General features: G+C 59.9%; 15 protein-coding genes. 4 read left to right on the forward strand and 11 right to left on the reverse strand.

Annotation, left to right across the window (positions count from 1 at the left end):
* Window positions 1-17 precede the first annotated feature (17 nt).
* Window positions 18-959, reverse strand: a complete 942-nt coding sequence (gene yedA, locus ACVHNU_RS21130) for a drug/metabolite exporter YedA (protein ID WP_473018247.1) — start codon at window positions 957-959, stop codon at window positions 18-20.
* A gap of 163 nt (window positions 960-1,122) precedes the next feature.
* On the opposite strand from yedA, the gene ACVHNU_RS21135 reads away from it, so the two are divergent.
* Window positions 1,123-1,575: an Lrp/AsnC family transcriptional regulator gene (locus ACVHNU_RS21135; RefSeq protein ID WP_045122648.1), complete on the forward strand. Its 453-nt coding sequence runs from the start codon at window positions 1,123-1,125 to the stop codon at window positions 1,573-1,575.
* 135 nt (window positions 1,576-1,710) lie between these two features.
* On the opposite strand, the gene ACVHNU_RS21140 is transcribed toward ACVHNU_RS21135, so the two are convergent.
* The 3 genes from ACVHNU_RS21140 to ACVHNU_RS21150 all read right to left on the reverse strand — a co-directional run bounded on the left by ACVHNU_RS21140 (window position 1,711) and on the right by ACVHNU_RS21150 (window position 3,799).
* A complete protein-coding gene (locus ACVHNU_RS21140; protein WP_098965754.1) occupies window positions 1,711-2,316 on the reverse strand; it encodes a 3'-5' exonuclease in 606 nt (201 codons plus the stop codon).
* Window positions 2,317-2,340: 24 nt separating this feature from the next.
* Complete coding sequence (locus ACVHNU_RS21145) at window positions 2,341-2,820, reverse strand: LabA-like NYN domain-containing protein (protein ID WP_217830117.1); 480 nt, start codon at window positions 2,818-2,820, stop codon at window positions 2,341-2,343.
* Between the two features lie 217 nt (window positions 2,821-3,037).
* Complete coding sequence (locus ACVHNU_RS21150) at window positions 3,038-3,799, reverse strand: DUF2076 domain-containing protein (protein ID WP_473018248.1); 762 nt, start codon at window positions 3,797-3,799, stop codon at window positions 3,038-3,040.
* Window positions 3,800-3,977: 178 nt separating this feature from the next.
* Here ACVHNU_RS21150 and ACVHNU_RS21155 point away from each other — a divergent pair, with 178 nt between their 5' ends.
* Both ACVHNU_RS21155 and ACVHNU_RS21160 read left to right on the forward strand, forming a co-directional pair.
* A complete protein-coding gene (locus ACVHNU_RS21155; RefSeq protein ID WP_045122649.1) occupies window positions 3,978-4,652 on the forward strand; it encodes a YciC family protein in 675 nt (224 codons plus the stop codon).
* Window positions 4,653-4,726: 74 nt separating this feature from the next.
* Entirely contained in the window at window positions 4,727-5,806 is a 1,080-nt protein-coding gene (locus ACVHNU_RS21160; protein ID WP_473018249.1) for an endonuclease/exonuclease/phosphatase family protein, read from the forward strand.
* A 115-nt stretch (window positions 5,807-5,921) separates the two neighbouring features.
* Here the strand turns inward: ACVHNU_RS21160 and ACVHNU_RS21165 are convergent, their stop codons facing one another.
* From ACVHNU_RS21165 to ACVHNU_RS21180, 4 genes are all read right to left on the reverse strand, one after another.
* Window positions 5,922-6,740, reverse strand: coding sequence for an ABC transporter ATP-binding protein (locus tag ACVHNU_RS21165; protein WP_473018250.1), 819 nt, complete (start codon window positions 6,738-6,740; stop codon window positions 5,922-5,924).
* Window positions 6,728-7,531, reverse strand: coding sequence for an ABC transporter permease (locus ACVHNU_RS21170; protein WP_262141416.1), 804 nt, complete (start codon window positions 7,529-7,531; stop codon window positions 6,728-6,730). Before ACVHNU_RS21170 ends, ACVHNU_RS21165 begins: the two co-directional genes overlap by 13 nt.
* A 9-nt stretch (window positions 7,532-7,540) precedes the next feature.
* The gene (locus ACVHNU_RS21175) at window positions 7,541-8,527 is read right to left on the reverse strand and encodes an ABC transporter substrate-binding protein (protein ID WP_103486196.1); all 987 of its coding nucleotides are present in this window, start codon (window positions 8,525-8,527) and stop codon (window positions 7,541-7,543) included.
* A 339-nt stretch (window positions 8,528-8,866) separates the two neighbouring features.
* Window positions 8,867-10,357, reverse strand: a complete 1,491-nt coding sequence (locus ACVHNU_RS21180; protein ID WP_473018252.1) for an aldehyde dehydrogenase — start codon at window positions 10,355-10,357, stop codon at window positions 8,867-8,869.
* A 222-nt stretch (window positions 10,358-10,579) separates the two neighbouring features.
* Here ACVHNU_RS21180 and ACVHNU_RS21185 point away from each other — a divergent pair, with 222 nt between their 5' ends.
* Window positions 10,580-11,515, forward strand: coding sequence for a LysR family transcriptional regulator (locus ACVHNU_RS21185; protein ID WP_473018253.1), 936 nt, complete (start codon window positions 10,580-10,582; stop codon window positions 11,513-11,515).
* 24 nt (window positions 11,516-11,539) lie between these two features.
* On the opposite strand, the gene ACVHNU_RS21190 is transcribed toward ACVHNU_RS21185, so the two are convergent.
* The 3 genes from ACVHNU_RS21190 to hrpB all read right to left on the reverse strand — a co-directional run bounded on the left by ACVHNU_RS21190 (window position 11,540) and on the right by hrpB (window position 15,718).
* Window positions 11,540-12,316, reverse strand: a complete 777-nt coding sequence (locus tag ACVHNU_RS21190; protein ID WP_473018254.1) for a hypothetical protein — start codon at window positions 12,314-12,316, stop codon at window positions 11,540-11,542.
* Window positions 12,306-12,716 carry a hypothetical protein gene (locus ACVHNU_RS21195; protein ID WP_473018255.1) on the reverse strand — a complete coding sequence of 137 codons (411 nt, stop codon included), beginning with the start codon at window positions 12,714-12,716 and terminating at the stop codon, window positions 12,306-12,308. Before ACVHNU_RS21195 ends, ACVHNU_RS21190 begins: the two co-directional genes overlap by 11 nt.
* A gap of 482 nt (window positions 12,717-13,198) precedes the next feature.
* Window positions 13,199-15,718 (reverse strand): ATP-dependent helicase HrpB, encoded by a 2,520-nt coding sequence (gene hrpB, locus ACVHNU_RS21200; RefSeq protein WP_473018257.1) that lies wholly within the window; start codon window positions 15,716-15,718, stop codon window positions 13,199-13,201.
* Window positions 15,719-15,797 lie beyond the last annotated feature (79 nt).

Below are 15,797 nucleotides of genomic sequence, written 5' to 3' on the forward strand. Positions count from 1 at the left end.
ATGGCGCGCAGTTTACCCTAATTCACACGTTGCTCTGCTGGAATGGCGGTCTTCGGCGTCTCCACGACGAGCGGCCGCGCCGGGCGCCGCCACTGCGGCAGACCGATCAGCACCACCGCGCTGATGATCACCAGCATCGCCAGCGCCTCTTCCATGCCAATGCTCTCGCCAACAAACACGATCCCCAGCAACACCGCCACCGCCGGGTTGACGTAGGCATAACTGGTGGCCGCTGCCGGACGCACGTGCTTGAGCAGGTACATGTAGGAATTGAAGGCGATGATCGAGCCGAAGAAAATCAGATAACCCAGGGCCAGCCAGCCTTCCACCGGCGGCAAGGCTTGCAGGTGTTCGCCGCTGACCGCGCTGCCGATCAGCAGCACCACGCCACCCACCAGCATCTCGACCGCGCTGGCCATCGCCCCTTGCGGCAACGGCAGGTGTTTGCTCCACACCGAGCCGAACGCCCAGGTTGCCGCCGCAAAAATCAGCAGCGCCGCGCCCATCGGGCTCGATTGCAGGTTGGAACCCATGTTGAGCATGGCGATGCCGATAATCCCCAGCGCCACCCCGGCCCACTCCAGCCGAGTATTGCGCGCGCCCCAGAAATAGCCGCAGAGCAACGTGAACAACGGCACCGTCGCCACCGCCAACGCGGCCACGCCGGACGCCACGCCGGTGTGCTCGGCGACACTGACCGCGCCGTTACCGAAACTGAGCAGCAAAATCCCGATGATCCCCGCCGCTTTCCACTGCGCCCAGGTCGGCGCCGGCGCCCCGCGCCAGCGCAGGAAGGCATACATCAGGCTGCCGGCAATCACGAAGCGCACGCCGCCGAGCATCAGTGGCGGCCAGTATTCGACGCCGATACGGATCACCAGATAGGTCGATCCCCAAATCACGTACAGCGCGAAAAACGCGGCGATCAGCGGCAGAGAAAAACGGCGCAAGGCAGGCATGGGCAGCTCGACAGTCAGAGGCAGGGTGTGAATTATTCTAGAAAGGCCGGCGCGCAAAAATAAGTTACAAAACCTGTTTATCGCGCCGGTACACTTTTGAAACAACGGAGATCGACGGGATTAACCGCGATTTCGAAAGTCTGGCAATTTCAGGAGTCCGGCCTTGGACAAATACGACCGCATGCTGCTCAGCGCCCTGTTGGAAAACGGTCGCGCGTCCTACGCCGATCTGGCGCGCAAGGTGAACCTCTCTGCCCCGGCGGTGGCCGAACGCGTCGCCAAGCTTGAGGCGTCCGGGGTGATCACCGGGTATCAGGCAAACATCGACCTGTCGAAAATCGGCTTGCCGATCCAGTGCATGATCGAACTGCGCCTGCACCAGAATGGCAGCCAGAAGGTGTATGACGAACTGGTGAAAATCCCGCAACTGACCGAATGCTTCCGAGTGACCGGCGATCCATGCGTGATGATGAAGGGCGCGGTGGGCTCGATGCCGGAGTTGGAAGAGTTGATCAATCGGGTGGCGAAGTTCGGCTTCAGCAAGACCTCGATTGTGTTGTCGAGCGCAATAGAGAAGCGCGTGCCGTTGAGCCATATCGAAGGCAACGGCAAGTAATCAGCAACTCAGAGGATCCAAATGTGGGAGCGGGCTTGCTCGCGAATGCGGTGTGTCAGACAACGTTTTTGTCGAATGACACACCGCATTCGCGAGCAAGCCCGCTCCCACAGGGGATTTGTAGCGTTCTTGGGATCAGCGGTAGCGCTGTAGATGCTCGCTGACTTTGGCGGCGGGGACTTTCTGCAGTTTGCACAGCAGGTCGTGGTTCAGCTCACGCACCCCATGCTTGTGCCGCAGTTCTTCCGCCAGATGCGCCATCAGGTTGGCCGCCATCTCGGCATCCGCCATCGCCCTGTGCGCCTGGCCGGTGTGCGGCAGGCGGGCGAAGGTGGTGAGGGTGCCGAGCTTGTGATTCGGTGCCGCCGGCATCAGGCGCCGGGCCAGCAGCAGTGAGCAGGCGAAGTTCTGCAGGCGGGTGCGTTTGATCCGCCCCAGTTCGAAGTCCCAGAACTTCTGGTCGAATGACGCGTTGTGCGCGACCAGTGGTGTGCAGCCGACGAATTCGTTGACCTCTTCCATCACCCGCTCTGCCGGCGGCGCACTGCGCAGCATGGCGTTGCTGATGCCGGTCAGTTGTTCGATGAACGCCGGGACGCGCACGCCGGCGTTCATCAGGCTCTGGTAACGCTCGACGATACGGCCGTTTTCCAGCATGACCACGGCGATTTCCGTCGCGCGACAGCTGCTGTTCGGCGACAGGCCGGTGGTTTCAAAGTCGATGACTGCAATGCGTTCCAAACCGGGTTCAACTCCGTACAAAAATCAATTTTTGAGCAACAGCGCGCCTTCGATCGGCACATAACGGCTGGCGGCGCGGATCAGCGAGTTGGCGGTCAGGCCCGGCACACCGTAGGCCACTGCCTGCACGCCGTGCTTGTTGATGATGCGTTCGAGCAGCATGTCGAAGTCGCCGTCACCGGAGGCCAGGACGATTTCGTCGACATGGTCGGCGGCGTCCATGATGTCGAGGGTGATGCCCACGTCCCAGTCGCCCTTGGCCGAGCCATCACTGCGCTGGATGTAGGGTTTGAGTTTCACGGTGAAACCGAGGTTGCGCAGGATCTGCTGGAACTGCTGCTGCTTGCTGTCGCCACGGTCGATGGCATAGGCATAGGCCTCGACGATCTGCCCTTGCTTGCTAATGTCAGCCCACAGCGCGGCGTAGTTGAAATGGCAACCATAGGCCTGACGCACGGTGTAGTAGAGGTTCTGCACATCGGCGAACACTGCGATTTTTTTCACCGGAATTCCTGTGAGCGCGCGAGCGCACGAAGCGGAATCAGGCACCAGGCCCGAAAAAGGCGCTCAGTATGCCAGTAAAAAGCAGTGTGGCGAGGGAGCTTGCTCCCGCCGGACTGCGCAGCAGGCCCTTCTTTTTAAAAGAAAGGGCCGCTGCGCGCCCCAGCGGGAGCAAGCTCCCTCGCCACAGAAACGGTGTTGCCTGGTGCCTGACCGTTAGTCAGACGAACGAATCGTCGTCATCGAAGAACGACGAGTTGTCATCGCTGTAGTCGGTGTCAGTGAATCCGCCCTGGTCATTGCCGGAGAAACCGTTATCCGCCACACGCTGGTCATTGCCCCAGTCATTACCGCTCTGGTCAGCCACTTGCGCCGGCTCTTCCTTGATCACTTCAACGATTTCTTCGGGCTGCTGGTTGTGATGGAACAGACTGCTGATGCCCTGCGCCAGCATCACGCCACCGGCCACGCCAGCGGCGGTTTTCAGGGCGCCGCCGAGGAAGCTGCTGCCCGCAGCCGGTGCTGCTTGCTGCGGGGCATAGTTAGGCGCAGGCGCACCCCAGTTCTGTTGTGGCGGCGTCGCACCAAAATTCTGTTGTGGCGCCGGTTCACGCCAGCCGCCGGTGGAAGCCGGAGCGCTCGGGGCAGGTGCCGGGCGCGAGGTGCCGCCGCCGAAGATGCTCGACAGGAAACCACCGCCGCCGCTTGGCGCCGGGGCCGCGCTCTGGGACTTGGCCGCTTGCAGTTCAGCCTGCAATTGCTGGACTTGCTGGGTCAGCTGCTTGTTCTGTTCGTCGAGGCTCTTGATGGCCGCCTCTTGCACCAGAATCGCCTGGGTCATGAAATAACCTGCCGCCGGCTGGCGGGTCAGGTGTTCCTTGATCCGCGCCTCGGCCTGGGCGTCGCGCGGGGCTGCCTCCGTTTCGGCCTGTTGCAGCCGGGAAAACAGTCCATCGATCAGGGTTTGCTCTTCGCTGTTCATGGCGACCTCGTAGATTGCCGGGGATAACGTTGCCCGTGTCCACTGTGGACATGGCGCACCTCTGTAATGGAGGCAGTGACAGGATGTTTCAACGACCTTTACCGAATGTTTACGTTTGTGTCGGCCCGCCCATCATCGGTTAAAGTGAGCCACTGTTTTCGACCTGCGATACCGACTGATGAATGCCTTCGATGTACTGCGCGACTCGCTGTATTTTTTCAAACGCCATCTGGCCAGCATCGTGCAGTTGTGTCTGCCGCTGGTGATCTTCGAGGCCGCGCTGCAGCAAGTTGTGGATCACGCCACTGACCCCGACAGTTTCTCCGCCGCCAGCGTGGTCGTCGGCCTGCTGGTGTATCCGCTGTACACCGCTGCGCTGATCCTGTTCCTCGACGCCCGCACCCGTGGCGAAGCCCCGCGCACTCTCGACCTGCTGGCGATGTCCGCCCGCCTGTGGCCGCGCTTCGCCCTGCTCACGGCGCTCAATACGTTGCTGATCCTGCTGGGGCTGTCGCTGTATTTCCTGCCGGGCCTGATGCTGATGGTGATGCTCGCGTTCGGTGAATACCTGCTGGTGTTGCGCGGCATGGGGCCGTTGCAGGCGATGAAGGAAAGCCTGCGCCTGACGCGCGGGCATTTCTGGCGCATCCTGCTGTGCATTCTGTGTGTGATGGGGCCGTTGTGGCTGCTCAAGGGCGCGACGCTGGCGGTGTACCCCGACCCACAGAATCCGCTGATCGCGGTCATGATCGACAGCGCGCACAGCTTCCTGCAACTGTTCACCAGTGTGGTGCTGTTCCGCCTGTTCATGCTGATCAGCGAATTGCCTGACAAACGTAACGGCGCGGTCTGACCTCGTGGCCCTTGGGCCAAGCGTTCACCGTCAGGTATGCTCGAAGCCACCTTTGTAACGCGATAAGCCGAGCCATGCCCCGTCTACTGCGCTACACCCTGTTGCTGATTGTGCTCGCCAGCGTCCTGATCGGCGGGCTGATCTACAGCCTGACCTGGCGCCCCGGCGCCCGCGAAACCCTGCCGGTCAGCTGCATCGGTACGCCGCCGACCCTGGTGCCCGGACAAGCCCTGAAAGTCATGACCTGGAACGTGCAGTACCTGGCGGGCAAGCGCTACGTGTTCTGGAACGATCTGGCCCACGGCGACGACGAGTCGCCAACCCTGGAAGACATGGCTTTCAGCCTCGACGAAGTGGCGCGGGTGATTCGCGACGAGCAGCCCGACGTAGTGCTCCTGCAGGAGGTGGATGACGGCGCCAAGGCCAGCGATTACCAGAATCAGCTCAAGTTGCTGCAAGAACGGGTCACCGACCTTTACCCATGCAGCGCCCACGCCTTCGACTGGAAGGCCGATTTTGTCCCCGACCCGCACATCTTCGGCAGCGTCGGCCGGCAACTGGCGACCCTGAGCCGTTATCGCATCGAACATGCCGAACGCCTGCAATTGCCGGTACCCCCGGCGAATTTCATCTCGCGCCAGTTCGAACCCAAGGACGCCCTGCTCGCCACCAAACTGCCGCTGAGCGACGGCGGGCAACTGACGGTGTTCAACACCCATCTGGATCGCGCCAGCCAACCGGACGACACCTTGCGGGCGCAGGTAACGGCGGTGGCCAAAGTGCTCGACACGTACGAAAGCCAGGGCCTGCCATGGCTGATCGGCGGTGACTTCAATCTGCTGCCGCTGGGCCAGTACCAACGCCTGCCCACTGAACAGCGCAAGCCCTACTCCGTGGACAGCGCGCTGCATCTGTTATGGGACAAGTACCCGATGATCCCGACCAACAACGAAGCCAGCGGCATCGACCGCGCCCACTGGCTGACCCATTACCCCAACGACCCCGGCCTCGATGGCCCGGATCGCACCGTCGACTACCTGTTCTACAGCCCGAAGATCAAACGGATCGAGGCGATGGTGCGCCAGGACGATACGCTGCGCATCTCCGATCATTTGCCGGTGATTGCGCGGTTCCTGCTGCCCGCCACCCCCTGATCACCAATTGCCCCCTGTAGGAGCTGTCGAGTGAAACGAGGCTGCGATCTGTTGATCTTCAAAAACAAGATCAAAAGATCGCAGCCTTCGGCAGCTCCTACAGGGGTTCATGTGATCAATGCACTTCCTCGAGGTCGTCATGCAACAACCCGAAAATCTCGCGTTTCATATCGATAAACGAGCGCTCCATGACCATGTCCAGTGAGCGCGGGCGCTCGATCGGCACGTCGAGGATCTGCTTGATCCGCCCCGGCTTCGCGCCCATCACATAGACCCGATCGCCGAGCAGAATCGCCTCGTCGATATCGTGGGTGACGAACAGTACGGTCTTTTTGCTGTTGCCCCAGACCCGCAGCAACAGCTGTTGCATCTGCAAACGGGTCTGGCTGTCGAGTGCGCCGAACGGTTCGTCCATCAGCAGGATCTGCGGATCATTGGCCAGCGCCCGGGCAATCGCCACGCGCTGCATCATCCCGCCGGACAGTTGTTTGGCGTAGCTGTCGGCGAAGCCACTGAGGCCGACCTCATTGACGTAATAATCGACAATCTCCTTGCGCCGCGCCGCCGGCATGCCGCGCCGCTTGAGGCCGAACTCGACGTTCTGCCGCACGGTCAGCCACGGAAACAGCGTGTAGCTCTGGAACACCATGCCGCGATCGGCACCGGGGCCTTGCACTTGCTGACCGCCGACGTAGATCTCGCCAGAAGTCGGCTCGGCGAGGCCAGCGGTCAGGTACAACAAACTTGATTTGCCGCAACCCGACGGCCCGACCAGCACCGCGAACTGCTGATCCGGCACGTCGAACGACACCTGTTCCAGCGCAGTGAACGTACCGCCATCGGGCTTTTTGTAGCGCAGGCTGACCTTGTCCACTTGCGGCGCGGCAGCACGCGGTTCGATGAAACGATGATTGGCGGCGGTTACTGAGCCCATGCGGCAACCCTCAAGCGGAGAAAGCGGAACAGTTGATCGGTGACCAGACCCAGCAGACCGATGATCGCGATGGCGAGGAAAATCACGTCGACCTGAAAACCGCGCATGGCTTTCAGACTCAAGTAACCGAGGCCACTCGACGCCGCGACCAGTTCAGCCACCACCAGATAGGTCCAGGCCCAGCCCATGGTCACGCGCAAGGTGTCGAGCACGCCGGGCACCGAGGCCGGGGCGATCACATGCAGCACCGCATCGCGGCGATTGGAGCCGAGGGTGTAAGAGGCGTTGATCAGGTCCTTGGAAATCCCTTTGGAGACGTCAGCGATCATCACCAGTTGCTGGAAGAACACGCCGAAGATGATCACCGACACGCGCTGCTCCAGACCGATGCCGATCCACAAAATGAACAGCGGCACGAACGAGGTCACCGGCAGGTAGCGAATGAAGTTCACCAGCGGTTCGAGGAATGCCTGGACGATGCGAAAGCTGCCCATTAACAACCCCAGCGGCACCGCCACCAGCGACGACACAATGAAGCCGACCATCACCACTTCGACACTGGCCCACACATGCGTGCCGAGGGTGCCGTCGCGGCTCAGGCGCACCGCCGCTTCGAGCACCGCGCCGGGCGTTGGCAGGAACATCCCCGGGACGATGCCGCCGTAGGACAACCCGGCCCACAGGCCGATCAACAACACCCAGGCCAGACCGCTGGCGCTCCACACCACCGGCACCGGCAAACCGGTCTTGGGCGTCAGGCAGCGGCTCAGCCATGATTTGCGCTTGAACATGCGGACCTCCTAGAGCGGGCTGACGAAACGGTTGTCGACCAGCTCGTCGTGGCTGACGTTGTAGGGCTTGCCTTGCAGTTCACTGGCGGTCTCGTTGGCGAGTTTGATCAACGCGGCGCTGTCACCCGGTTTGCCCGGCGAGCCGAGAAGTTTTTCGCTCATGGCCTGATCGTAGAAACGCACACCTTTGGCGGCAGCGGCCAGTTCCTTCGGATCGGAAAGATAACCGCCGACGCCTTTGGCCATGATCGCGTAGGCCTCGTCCGGGTGTTCCTGGGTGTACTTGACCGCCTTGTACAAACCGGCGACCAGCGCCTTGACGTCCTGCGGCTGTTTTTCGATGACGCTGCAATTGAGCGCCACCACATCGACGATCACACCCGGCGTGCTGCTGCTGTCGATCAGCACCTTGCCCTGCTGCTTGTCGCGGACCATCGACAGGTGCGGTTCCCAGGTCACGGCGGCTGGCACGCGACCGGCGATGAACGCGGTGGCGGCATCGTCGGCCGTCATGTTCTGCACGGTGATGTCGCTCATTTTCATGCCATTCTTTTTCAGCAGGTACGACAGCCAGAACTGCGACGTCGAACCTTCGTTGACGGCCACCGCCTGGCCCTTGAGCTCTTGCAACGACTTCACGTCCTTGCCGACCAGCACGCCGTCACCACCATGGCTGTCATCCAGCGCCGCCACAGCCTTGAAGCAGAACTGCGGACGGTACTTGAGCACTTCGTCGATGGTCGAGGCCGAGCCGGACAGTTGCCCGGAGGCCTGGGCGGCCATGTACATCGAAGCTTCCTCAACCACCGGCAATTCGACAGTCAGACCGTTTTCCTTGAAGTAGCCCAGGTCCTGAGCCAGGTACAGCGTGCCGTAGCCGACCCAGGTGGTATGGCCGATGGACAGGGTGCCGGCCTGGGCGCCAGTCGCGACCGTGGCGGCCAGGGCGGTGATTGCCAGAGGATGGGTGAGACGGATACACAAGGACTTGATCATGGAGCACTCCCGACGCTGTTGATTTAGTTTTGTCATGGGCAGTACGGCCGGCCCCGATGAGGTGAATTCACGCTGCGGTCTCTGCTGGACTCTGGCGGGAAACACCGGGCTGGCAAGATCGATGGTGGCCCATGTGCGGGCTGAGGAAAATCAGGAAATTGTTGGCTGCAAATGATGAAAAAACTGCTTAAGACGCACCGTAAAAGCGCGACCTGAGCGGAGATGGTGCACAGCTTTGAAAGCAAAAGATCGCAGCCTTCGGCAGCTCCTACACAGAGCAACACTGGCCCATGTAGGAGCTGCCGAAGGCTACGATCTTTGCTTTTGAATCAACCGCAATCAGCGCAACTGAAACCAGGTGGTTTTCAACTGGGTGTATTTGTCGAACGAATGCAGCGACAGGTCACGGCCGAATCCCGATTGCTTGCCACCGCCGAACGGCACCGTCACGTCGAGGGCATCGACAGTGTTGACCGACACTGTGCCGGCACGCAGTCGTCGCGCCACGCGGTGTGCGCGATGCAGATCATCGGTCCACAGCGACGCCGCCAGCCCATACACGCTGTCGTTGGCCAGGCGCACCGCCTCGTCTTCATCATCGAACGGCACCACCGCCAGCACCGGGCCGAACACCTCTTCGCGAAACAGCGGCATGTCGGCACTCACGCCGGTAAAAATCGTCGGTTCGATGAAGTTGTCCGAGCCATTCAAGCGCCGCTGCCGACCACCAAACACAAGACTCGCACCCGCCTGCTCGGCACCGCGAATGGCGCGCATGATGCTCGCCGTCTGCCGCTGATCGACGATCGCCCCGGCACGACTTTGCGGGTCGAGCGGATCCCCCGGCAACCAGAGTTCGGCCTGGGCTTTCAGGCGCTCGACAAACTCATCATGAATCGAACGCTCGACCAGCAACCGCGAGTTCGCCGAGCACACTTCGCCCTGGTTGAAGAAGATCCCGAACGCAGCTTTTTCCGCCGCCAGATCCAGATCCTTGCAATCGGCAAACACCAGATTGGCACTCTTGCCGCCGCACTCCAGCCACACCTGTTTGAGGTTGGATTGCGCCGAGTACTGCATGAAATACTTGCCGACCTGCGTTGAGCCGGTGAATACCAGGCAATCGACATCCGGGTGCAGGCCCAAGGCTTTGCCGGTCTGCTCACCCAGCCCCGGCAACACGTTGAGCACACCCGGCGGCAGGCCCGCTTCCAGCGCCAGCTCGGCCAGACGCAACGCGGAAAACGGTGATTGCTCGGCCGGCTTGAGGATCACTGAGTTACCCGCCGCCAGTGCCGGCGCGAGCTTCCACGCGGCCATGTCCAACGGAAAATTCCACGGCACCACCGCCGCCGCCACGCCCAGCGCTTCACGGGTGATGGTCGCCAGCACATTGGCGGCGCCGGGGGCGATCTGGTCGTAGAGTTTGTCGATGCTTTCGGCGTACCAGCGAAACACCCCGGCGGCGCCCGGCACATCAATGTTGTAAGCGTCCATCACCGGCTTGCCCATGTTCAGCGAATCGAGCAGGGCCAGCTCTTCGCGATGCTCCATCAGCAGATCGGCCAGCCGCAGCAGCACCTGCTTGCGCTCGGCAGGCGGACGTTGTGCCCAGATGCCGGCCTCGAACACTTGTCGCGCATTAGCCACCGTCGCGTCGACATCGTCCTCGCCACACGCGGCGACATTGGCCAGTAACCGGCCGGTGGCGGGATTGATCGCGGCGAAGGTCTGCCCCGATTGCGCGGCGCAGTGTTGACCATTGATTACGGCTTTATCGGGAAACTTCAAGGCAACGGCCTGGCGCTGCCACTCTGCAAGTTCGAACACGTCGAATGCTCCTTGGACGTTATTGTGCAGTCGATGGTGGCGCAGGCCCGGACGGGCGAAAAATAGTAAAAATGTCTTCGCAGGCAATGAAAAAACTGCTCAATCGGTTTCCCCAAAAACGCTGTGGGTGACTACTGTTCAAGGACAAAAACATCGTCGCGCAGCGGACGCGGCGGCGCACAAATTGCTTGGAAGTCGAGTCCGCTCGTCCTGAGGTTTGCCGTGGCCGCCTACAATTTGCGTCAGCTGAAATACTTCATCACCACCGTCGAATGCGGCAGCGTTGCCGAAGCCTCGCGCAAGCTGTATATCGCGCAACCGGCGATCTCTACGGCGATCAAGGGTCTGGAAGACAGCTTCGCCGTGCAACTGCTGATCCGCCATCACGCCCAGGGCGTTTCCCTGACGCCCAGCGGTGCACGGTTTTTTCGCAAGGCGCAGGAGCTGTTGCGCATGGCCCGGGAGTTCGAGCAGAACGCCCTCGCCGACAACGATATCGTCGCCGGACAGATCGACATCGGCTGCTTCGAAACCGTCGCGCCGCTGTACCTGCCGCAGTTGATTGCCGGATTTTCCGCGCTGTATCCGGGAGTGAAAATCCGCATCCGCGACGGCGAGCAGCAGGAACTGGTGCAAGGCCTGACCTCGGGTACGTTCGATCTGGTGATCCTCTACGAACACGAACTTGATGCCACCATCCAGACCGAACCGCTGATGCCGGCACAACGGCCGTATGCGCTGCTGCCGGCCGATCATCGCTTCGCCGAGTACAAGCAAGTATCGCTGCGCGATCTGTGCCTGGAACCGATGATTCTGCTCGACGTGCAGCCGAGCCGAACCTACTTCGTCAGTCTTTTCGAAGAACTTGGCCTGACCCCGCGCATCGAGTTCAGCTCGCCTTCGATCGAGATGGTGCGCGGCATGGTCGGCCAGGGTTTTGGCTTCTCGGTGCTGGTGACGAAGCCGCACTCGGAGTGCACCTATGACGGCAAGAAAGTAGTGTGCGTCGACATTGTCGAAGATGTCACCGGTTCAGGCCTGGTTGCCGCGTGGCTCAAACGCGGGCAACTGACCAAACCGGCGCAGTTGTTCGCCGATTATTGCCGGGAACAACTGACGGGCAAGGCCCACACTAGAGCACTAGGTGATGCATTGTAAGGCCAAGATACTAGTAACGATCCGTTAAACCATTTGATTATTAATTTTGAGTGAGGCTTCAGACTTCACTTTCGCGGATAGTAGCTTGGTATAGTAAACATACAGTTTTACATTTAACTCTTCGTGATTCTTGTAAGTTAGAATCCTCTCACTCTGAAGATCAAACGCAACATCCTCAAGCGTCTCGGAAACCAAAACTATATTCTTACCCAAACTATGAGCAATCCCCAACTCGTAGTGCACATTAGGATTCCGACCGTTAATATTTGCTATAACAAACGGAGAAACGAGTATTTGCTCGATAATATGCTTAAGTATATTCCCCGACTTAAAAACCTCATCTCCCCTTACAGCAACGAGATGATTGAGAGCGCAGGCCGACTTAATAGCAAGATATGTAGACTCATACATATCATGAAATGGGGTCAATACAAAAACCTGATTAGGCACTACCTTTAAAGATTCAACCTCAATACCTAGCTCTTCTAAAAAATGCAATGGATTTAATTTTGGCGAACCACTAGACCTGTCATAGTGCGCAGGAGACCTAGAATTGCCATCCAAAACCAAGTGATTAACTTCCTTCCACCTGTCTGAATTAGACTGCATCCGCTGTGTCAGCTGATATATCTTTTCTTCAAAGGAGCGCCTCATGATGTCCATTTCTACCCTTCTAGTATCTTCATTGTAGAAAGACCTGCTACGTCTAAAATACAATATGCAGAACAGGGAAACTATAGAAATAAAAACAGATGCGATCGCAGCATATAAAACTGCTTCCGGTACAAAATCAGCCGACATTTTGTTTACCTACCAGTAGTGAAACTGCGAAAATTGCCATTAGAATAGTAAAAAAGAAATTTAGAATGGTACCAAGCGTAATACCTGCCAAATCCCAACCATCAAGATTCCCCCGATCCAAAACCAACATCGACTTGCGCCAAACCGCTATAGCCACGACTTTCAAAAAAAAGAACAAAAGGAGAAAGAACATTAGTTTCGACAAGCTCCCTCCCTCTCCAACCAAGATCATAAAACTAATTAAAGTAGAAACACCAAAAATAGAAATATCAACAGGCACTTCCATTGCCGCCCGCCAAACATCCAACAAATTACATGCCCTACCAATTACCAATTTCAAAATAAACACTATAAATAACAAAGCGATGGGGAGTATCGCCGTGTAAGTAGCGGGGGTCATCCGGGTTTTCCCTATCCGACGTTAAACTAAATCAAGAATGCGTTAAACAATCCATTTATCCATTGCCCTGTGAGGGAATAGACGTAGCATTGTGCCACCAAACCATCCGAAAGGCTCGTGCGCCGTGAGAGGAAATCCTGAGCCCCATAGGCATCCATCGCCCATTTTGATTGTCGTCTCCGCCCTCCTATCAGTTTTTCCCAAACCTTCATATGCTGTGGCACCAAGGATATTTCGCAGTCACAACCAGCAGAAAAGACCACCAGTGCGGCGTATTGGCTATGCAACTCAAAGCATATGGGGCAGTAGGTCTGAGCTGTCAGATGCAATCGACTTGAGAAATCGTTGATTACCTGACGAAATCGCCACTCGTGCGGAGTCGAGAACATCTATGTTCAGCTCTTGGATTTTCTGAAGGCGTTCCCCCGTCGCCCTCAGATTCGATTTTATTTACGGTCATCGTTAAAACTAAGCGTTGAAATCTACGTACCACGCGGCTTGGCTCGCGCCGTGGCCTCGGCCACCAACGGATCGTCCGGCCAATAATGCTTCGGATAACGCCCCTTCAGATCCTTCTTCACCTCGGCATAGGTGCTGCGCCAGAAGTTGGCCAGATCCTGCGTCACCTGCACCGGCCGGCGCGCCGGGGACAACAGGTGCAGCTTGACCACTTGCCGGCCGCCGGCAATTCGCGGCGTCTCGGCGAGGCCGAACAGCTCCTGCAAACGCACCGCGAGAATCGGTGGCTGTTCGCTGTAATCCAGACGAATCGATGACCCCGACGGCACGCTGATGTGGTGCGGCGCCAGCTCATCAAGCTTCTGCGGCAACGGCCACGGCAGCAGATTGCGGACGATGCTCGACAGGTCAAGATTGGCGAAATGGCTGAGCCGCGAGACCTTGCCCAGGTAAGGCATTAACCAATGCTCGAGGGTTTTCAGCAAGGTTGCGTCGCTGACATCCGGCCATTGGCTTTCAGCCTGAGCGTTCAGATCCAATTGCCGCAACAGGGCAACCCGCGCCTGCCACTGGCGCAATTCCGGCGTCCACGGCAACAACTCCAGCCCCTTGCGCCGCACCAGATTGACCAGCGCCTGACTGCGCGCCGCTTCGTCGAGACCGGTCAACGGTTCGCGGCTGAGGATCAGTTCGCCGACCTTGCGCTGACGCTCGGCGCGCAGCACGCCTTCGCGCTCGTCCCAGTCCAGTTGATCGACGACGTGCACTTGCTCGGCGAGCACCGAATCGAACAGCGCCGGATCGAAATCCGCCGCCAGGTAAATCCGTTCCTCACGCTGACCCTGACGGCTGCCGAGGTCGGCAATAACGATCCACGCTTCCTTCATCAGGCTGTCGGCTTCGGCGAACAGCGCAGCGCGACCATTGGCCAGACGATATTCAGCGCCACCGGCACGCCGCTGTTGGGCGACGCGATCCGGGTAGGCCAGCGCCAGCAGCGCTCCGAGCCAGCGCGGGTGATCGGGATCGCTGACCGGCGCGCTGGCCTTGCCGCGCAGGTAACCCCGATATTGTCGCGCCAGTTGCCGCGCACGCTGCACGCCGCCCTGAGTACCGCGTGCCGCGCGTTCTTCGCCGGAGAGCAGCACCAGGCGGCTGTGCAGATCGGCACCGGCACCGCGCAAAATATCGCGCTCGCCGAGCAGTGCGGCGACGTCGCACGCCATGTTCGCCAGCCCCAGCGCCTGACCGCGCAGCAACAGATGGGCGATGCGCGGATGCGCCGGCAATTCGGCCATGGCCTGACCGTGGGAAGTCAACGCCTCGCCTTCAAGTGCGCCCAGGCGCTGCAACAAATCCTGCGCCTGTGCATAGGCCGCTGCCGGCGGAACATCCAGCCACACCAGTTCGCCCGGGGTCACGCCCCAGCGTCCGAGTTGCAGCGCCAGACTCGCCAGATCCGCCGACAGTATTTCGGCACTGCCGTAAGCGGCGAGTTGCTCGTGCTGATCCTGCGACCACAAGCGGTAACACACACCCGGCTCCAGACGCCCGGCCCGGCCCGCACGCTGGGTGGCACTGGCCCGGGAAATGCGCTGCGTATCGAGGCGGGTCATGCCGCTGCCGGGATCGAAACGCGGCACCCGCGCCAGCCCGGCGTCGATCACGACGCGCACGCCGTTGATGGTCAGGCTGGTCTCGGCGATGTTGGTCGCCAGCACCACTTTGCGCTGGCCGGTCGGCGCCGGGTCGATGGCAGCGCGCTGGGCATTCAGATCCAGTTCGCCGTGCAACGGGCAGAGCAATACGTCTTCACGCTCGCCGATGGCATCGCTCAGTTGCTGATGCACGCGACGGATTTCCGCCTGCCCCGGAAGGAACACCAGCAAGCTGCCGCTTTCATCGTGCAGGGCTTCAAGTACGGTCTGGGTCACGCGCTGATCGATGTATTCGCCGGGCTGGAACGGCCGCCCCCAGCGCATCGTCACCGGGTACATGCGCCCTTCGCTGCGCAGGATCGGCGCGTCATCCAGCAACCCGGCCAGACGCTCGCCTTCCAGCGTGGCGGACATCAGCAGAATCTTCAGCGGCTGTTCAGCGCGGAACAGTTCACGACCGTTCAAACTCAGGGCCAAGGCCAGATCGGCGTCGAGGCTGCGTTCGTGGAATTCGTCGAAGATCAGCAGACCGACGCCTTCCAGCGCCGGATCATCCTGCAGACGCCGGGTGAGAATGCCTTCGGTGACCACTTCGATACGGGTATTGGGGCCGACCTTGCTGTCGAGGCGGATGCGATAGCCGACGGTTTCGCCAACCTTCTCACCCAGTTCGCTGGCCAGACGTTCAGCCGCCGCACGCGCCGCAAGACGGCGCGGTTCGAGCATCAGAATGGTCTGCCCGGCCAGCCACGCTTCATCGAGCAAGGCCAGGGGCACGCGGGTGGTTTTACCGGCGCCGGGCGGTGCTTCGAGCACGGCTTCGTGGCGTGTCGCCAAGGCTTCACGCAGGGCGGGTAAAACTTCATCGATCGGCAAAGAAATCATGCTGGCTCCCAAACAGAGGCGCGAGTATAACGGCGAACTGCGTGGTGTTCGTCAGGGTCTTAACTTCACAAGACGAAGC

Source organism: Pseudomonas sp. Ors-4-3C (assembly GCF_055755035.1).

Excerpts from the sequence above, each read along its gene's own strand:
- yedA (WP_473018247.1), bottom strand. The coding sequence starts at position 959 with ATGCCTGCCTTGCGCCGTTTTTCTCTGCCGCTGATCGCCGCGTTTTTC.
- ACVHNU_RS21150 (WP_473018248.1), bottom strand. The coding sequence starts at position 3,799 with ATGAACAGCGAAGAGCAAACCCTGATCGATGGACTGTTTTCCCGGCTG.
- ACVHNU_RS21155 (WP_045122649.1), top strand. The coding sequence starts at position 3,978 with ATGAATGCCTTCGATGTACTGCGCGACTCGCTGTATTTTTTCAAACGC.
- ACVHNU_RS21160 (WP_473018249.1), top strand. The coding sequence starts at position 4,727 with ATGCCCCGTCTACTGCGCTACACCCTGTTGCTGATTGTGCTCGCCAGC.
- ACVHNU_RS21165 (WP_473018250.1), bottom strand. The coding sequence starts at position 6,740 with ATGGGCTCAGTAACCGCCGCCAATCATCGTTTCATCGAACCGCGTGCT.
- ACVHNU_RS21170 (WP_262141416.1), bottom strand. The coding sequence starts at position 7,531 with ATGTTCAAGCGCAAATCATGGCTGAGCCGCTGCCTGACGCCCAAGACC.
- ACVHNU_RS21175 (WP_103486196.1), bottom strand. The coding sequence starts at position 8,527 with ATGATCAAGTCCTTGTGTATCCGTCTCACCCATCCTCTGGCAATCACC.
- ACVHNU_RS21190 (WP_473018254.1), bottom strand. The coding sequence starts at position 12,316 with ATGTCGGCTGATTTTGTACCGGAAGCAGTTTTATATGCTGCGATCGCA.
- ACVHNU_RS21195 (WP_473018255.1), bottom strand. The coding sequence starts at position 12,716 with ATGACCCCCGCTACTTACACGGCGATACTCCCCATCGCTTTGTTATTT.
- hrpB (WP_473018257.1), bottom strand. The coding sequence starts at position 15,718 with ATGATTTCTTTGCCGATCGATGAAGTTTTACCCGCCCTGCGTGAAGCC.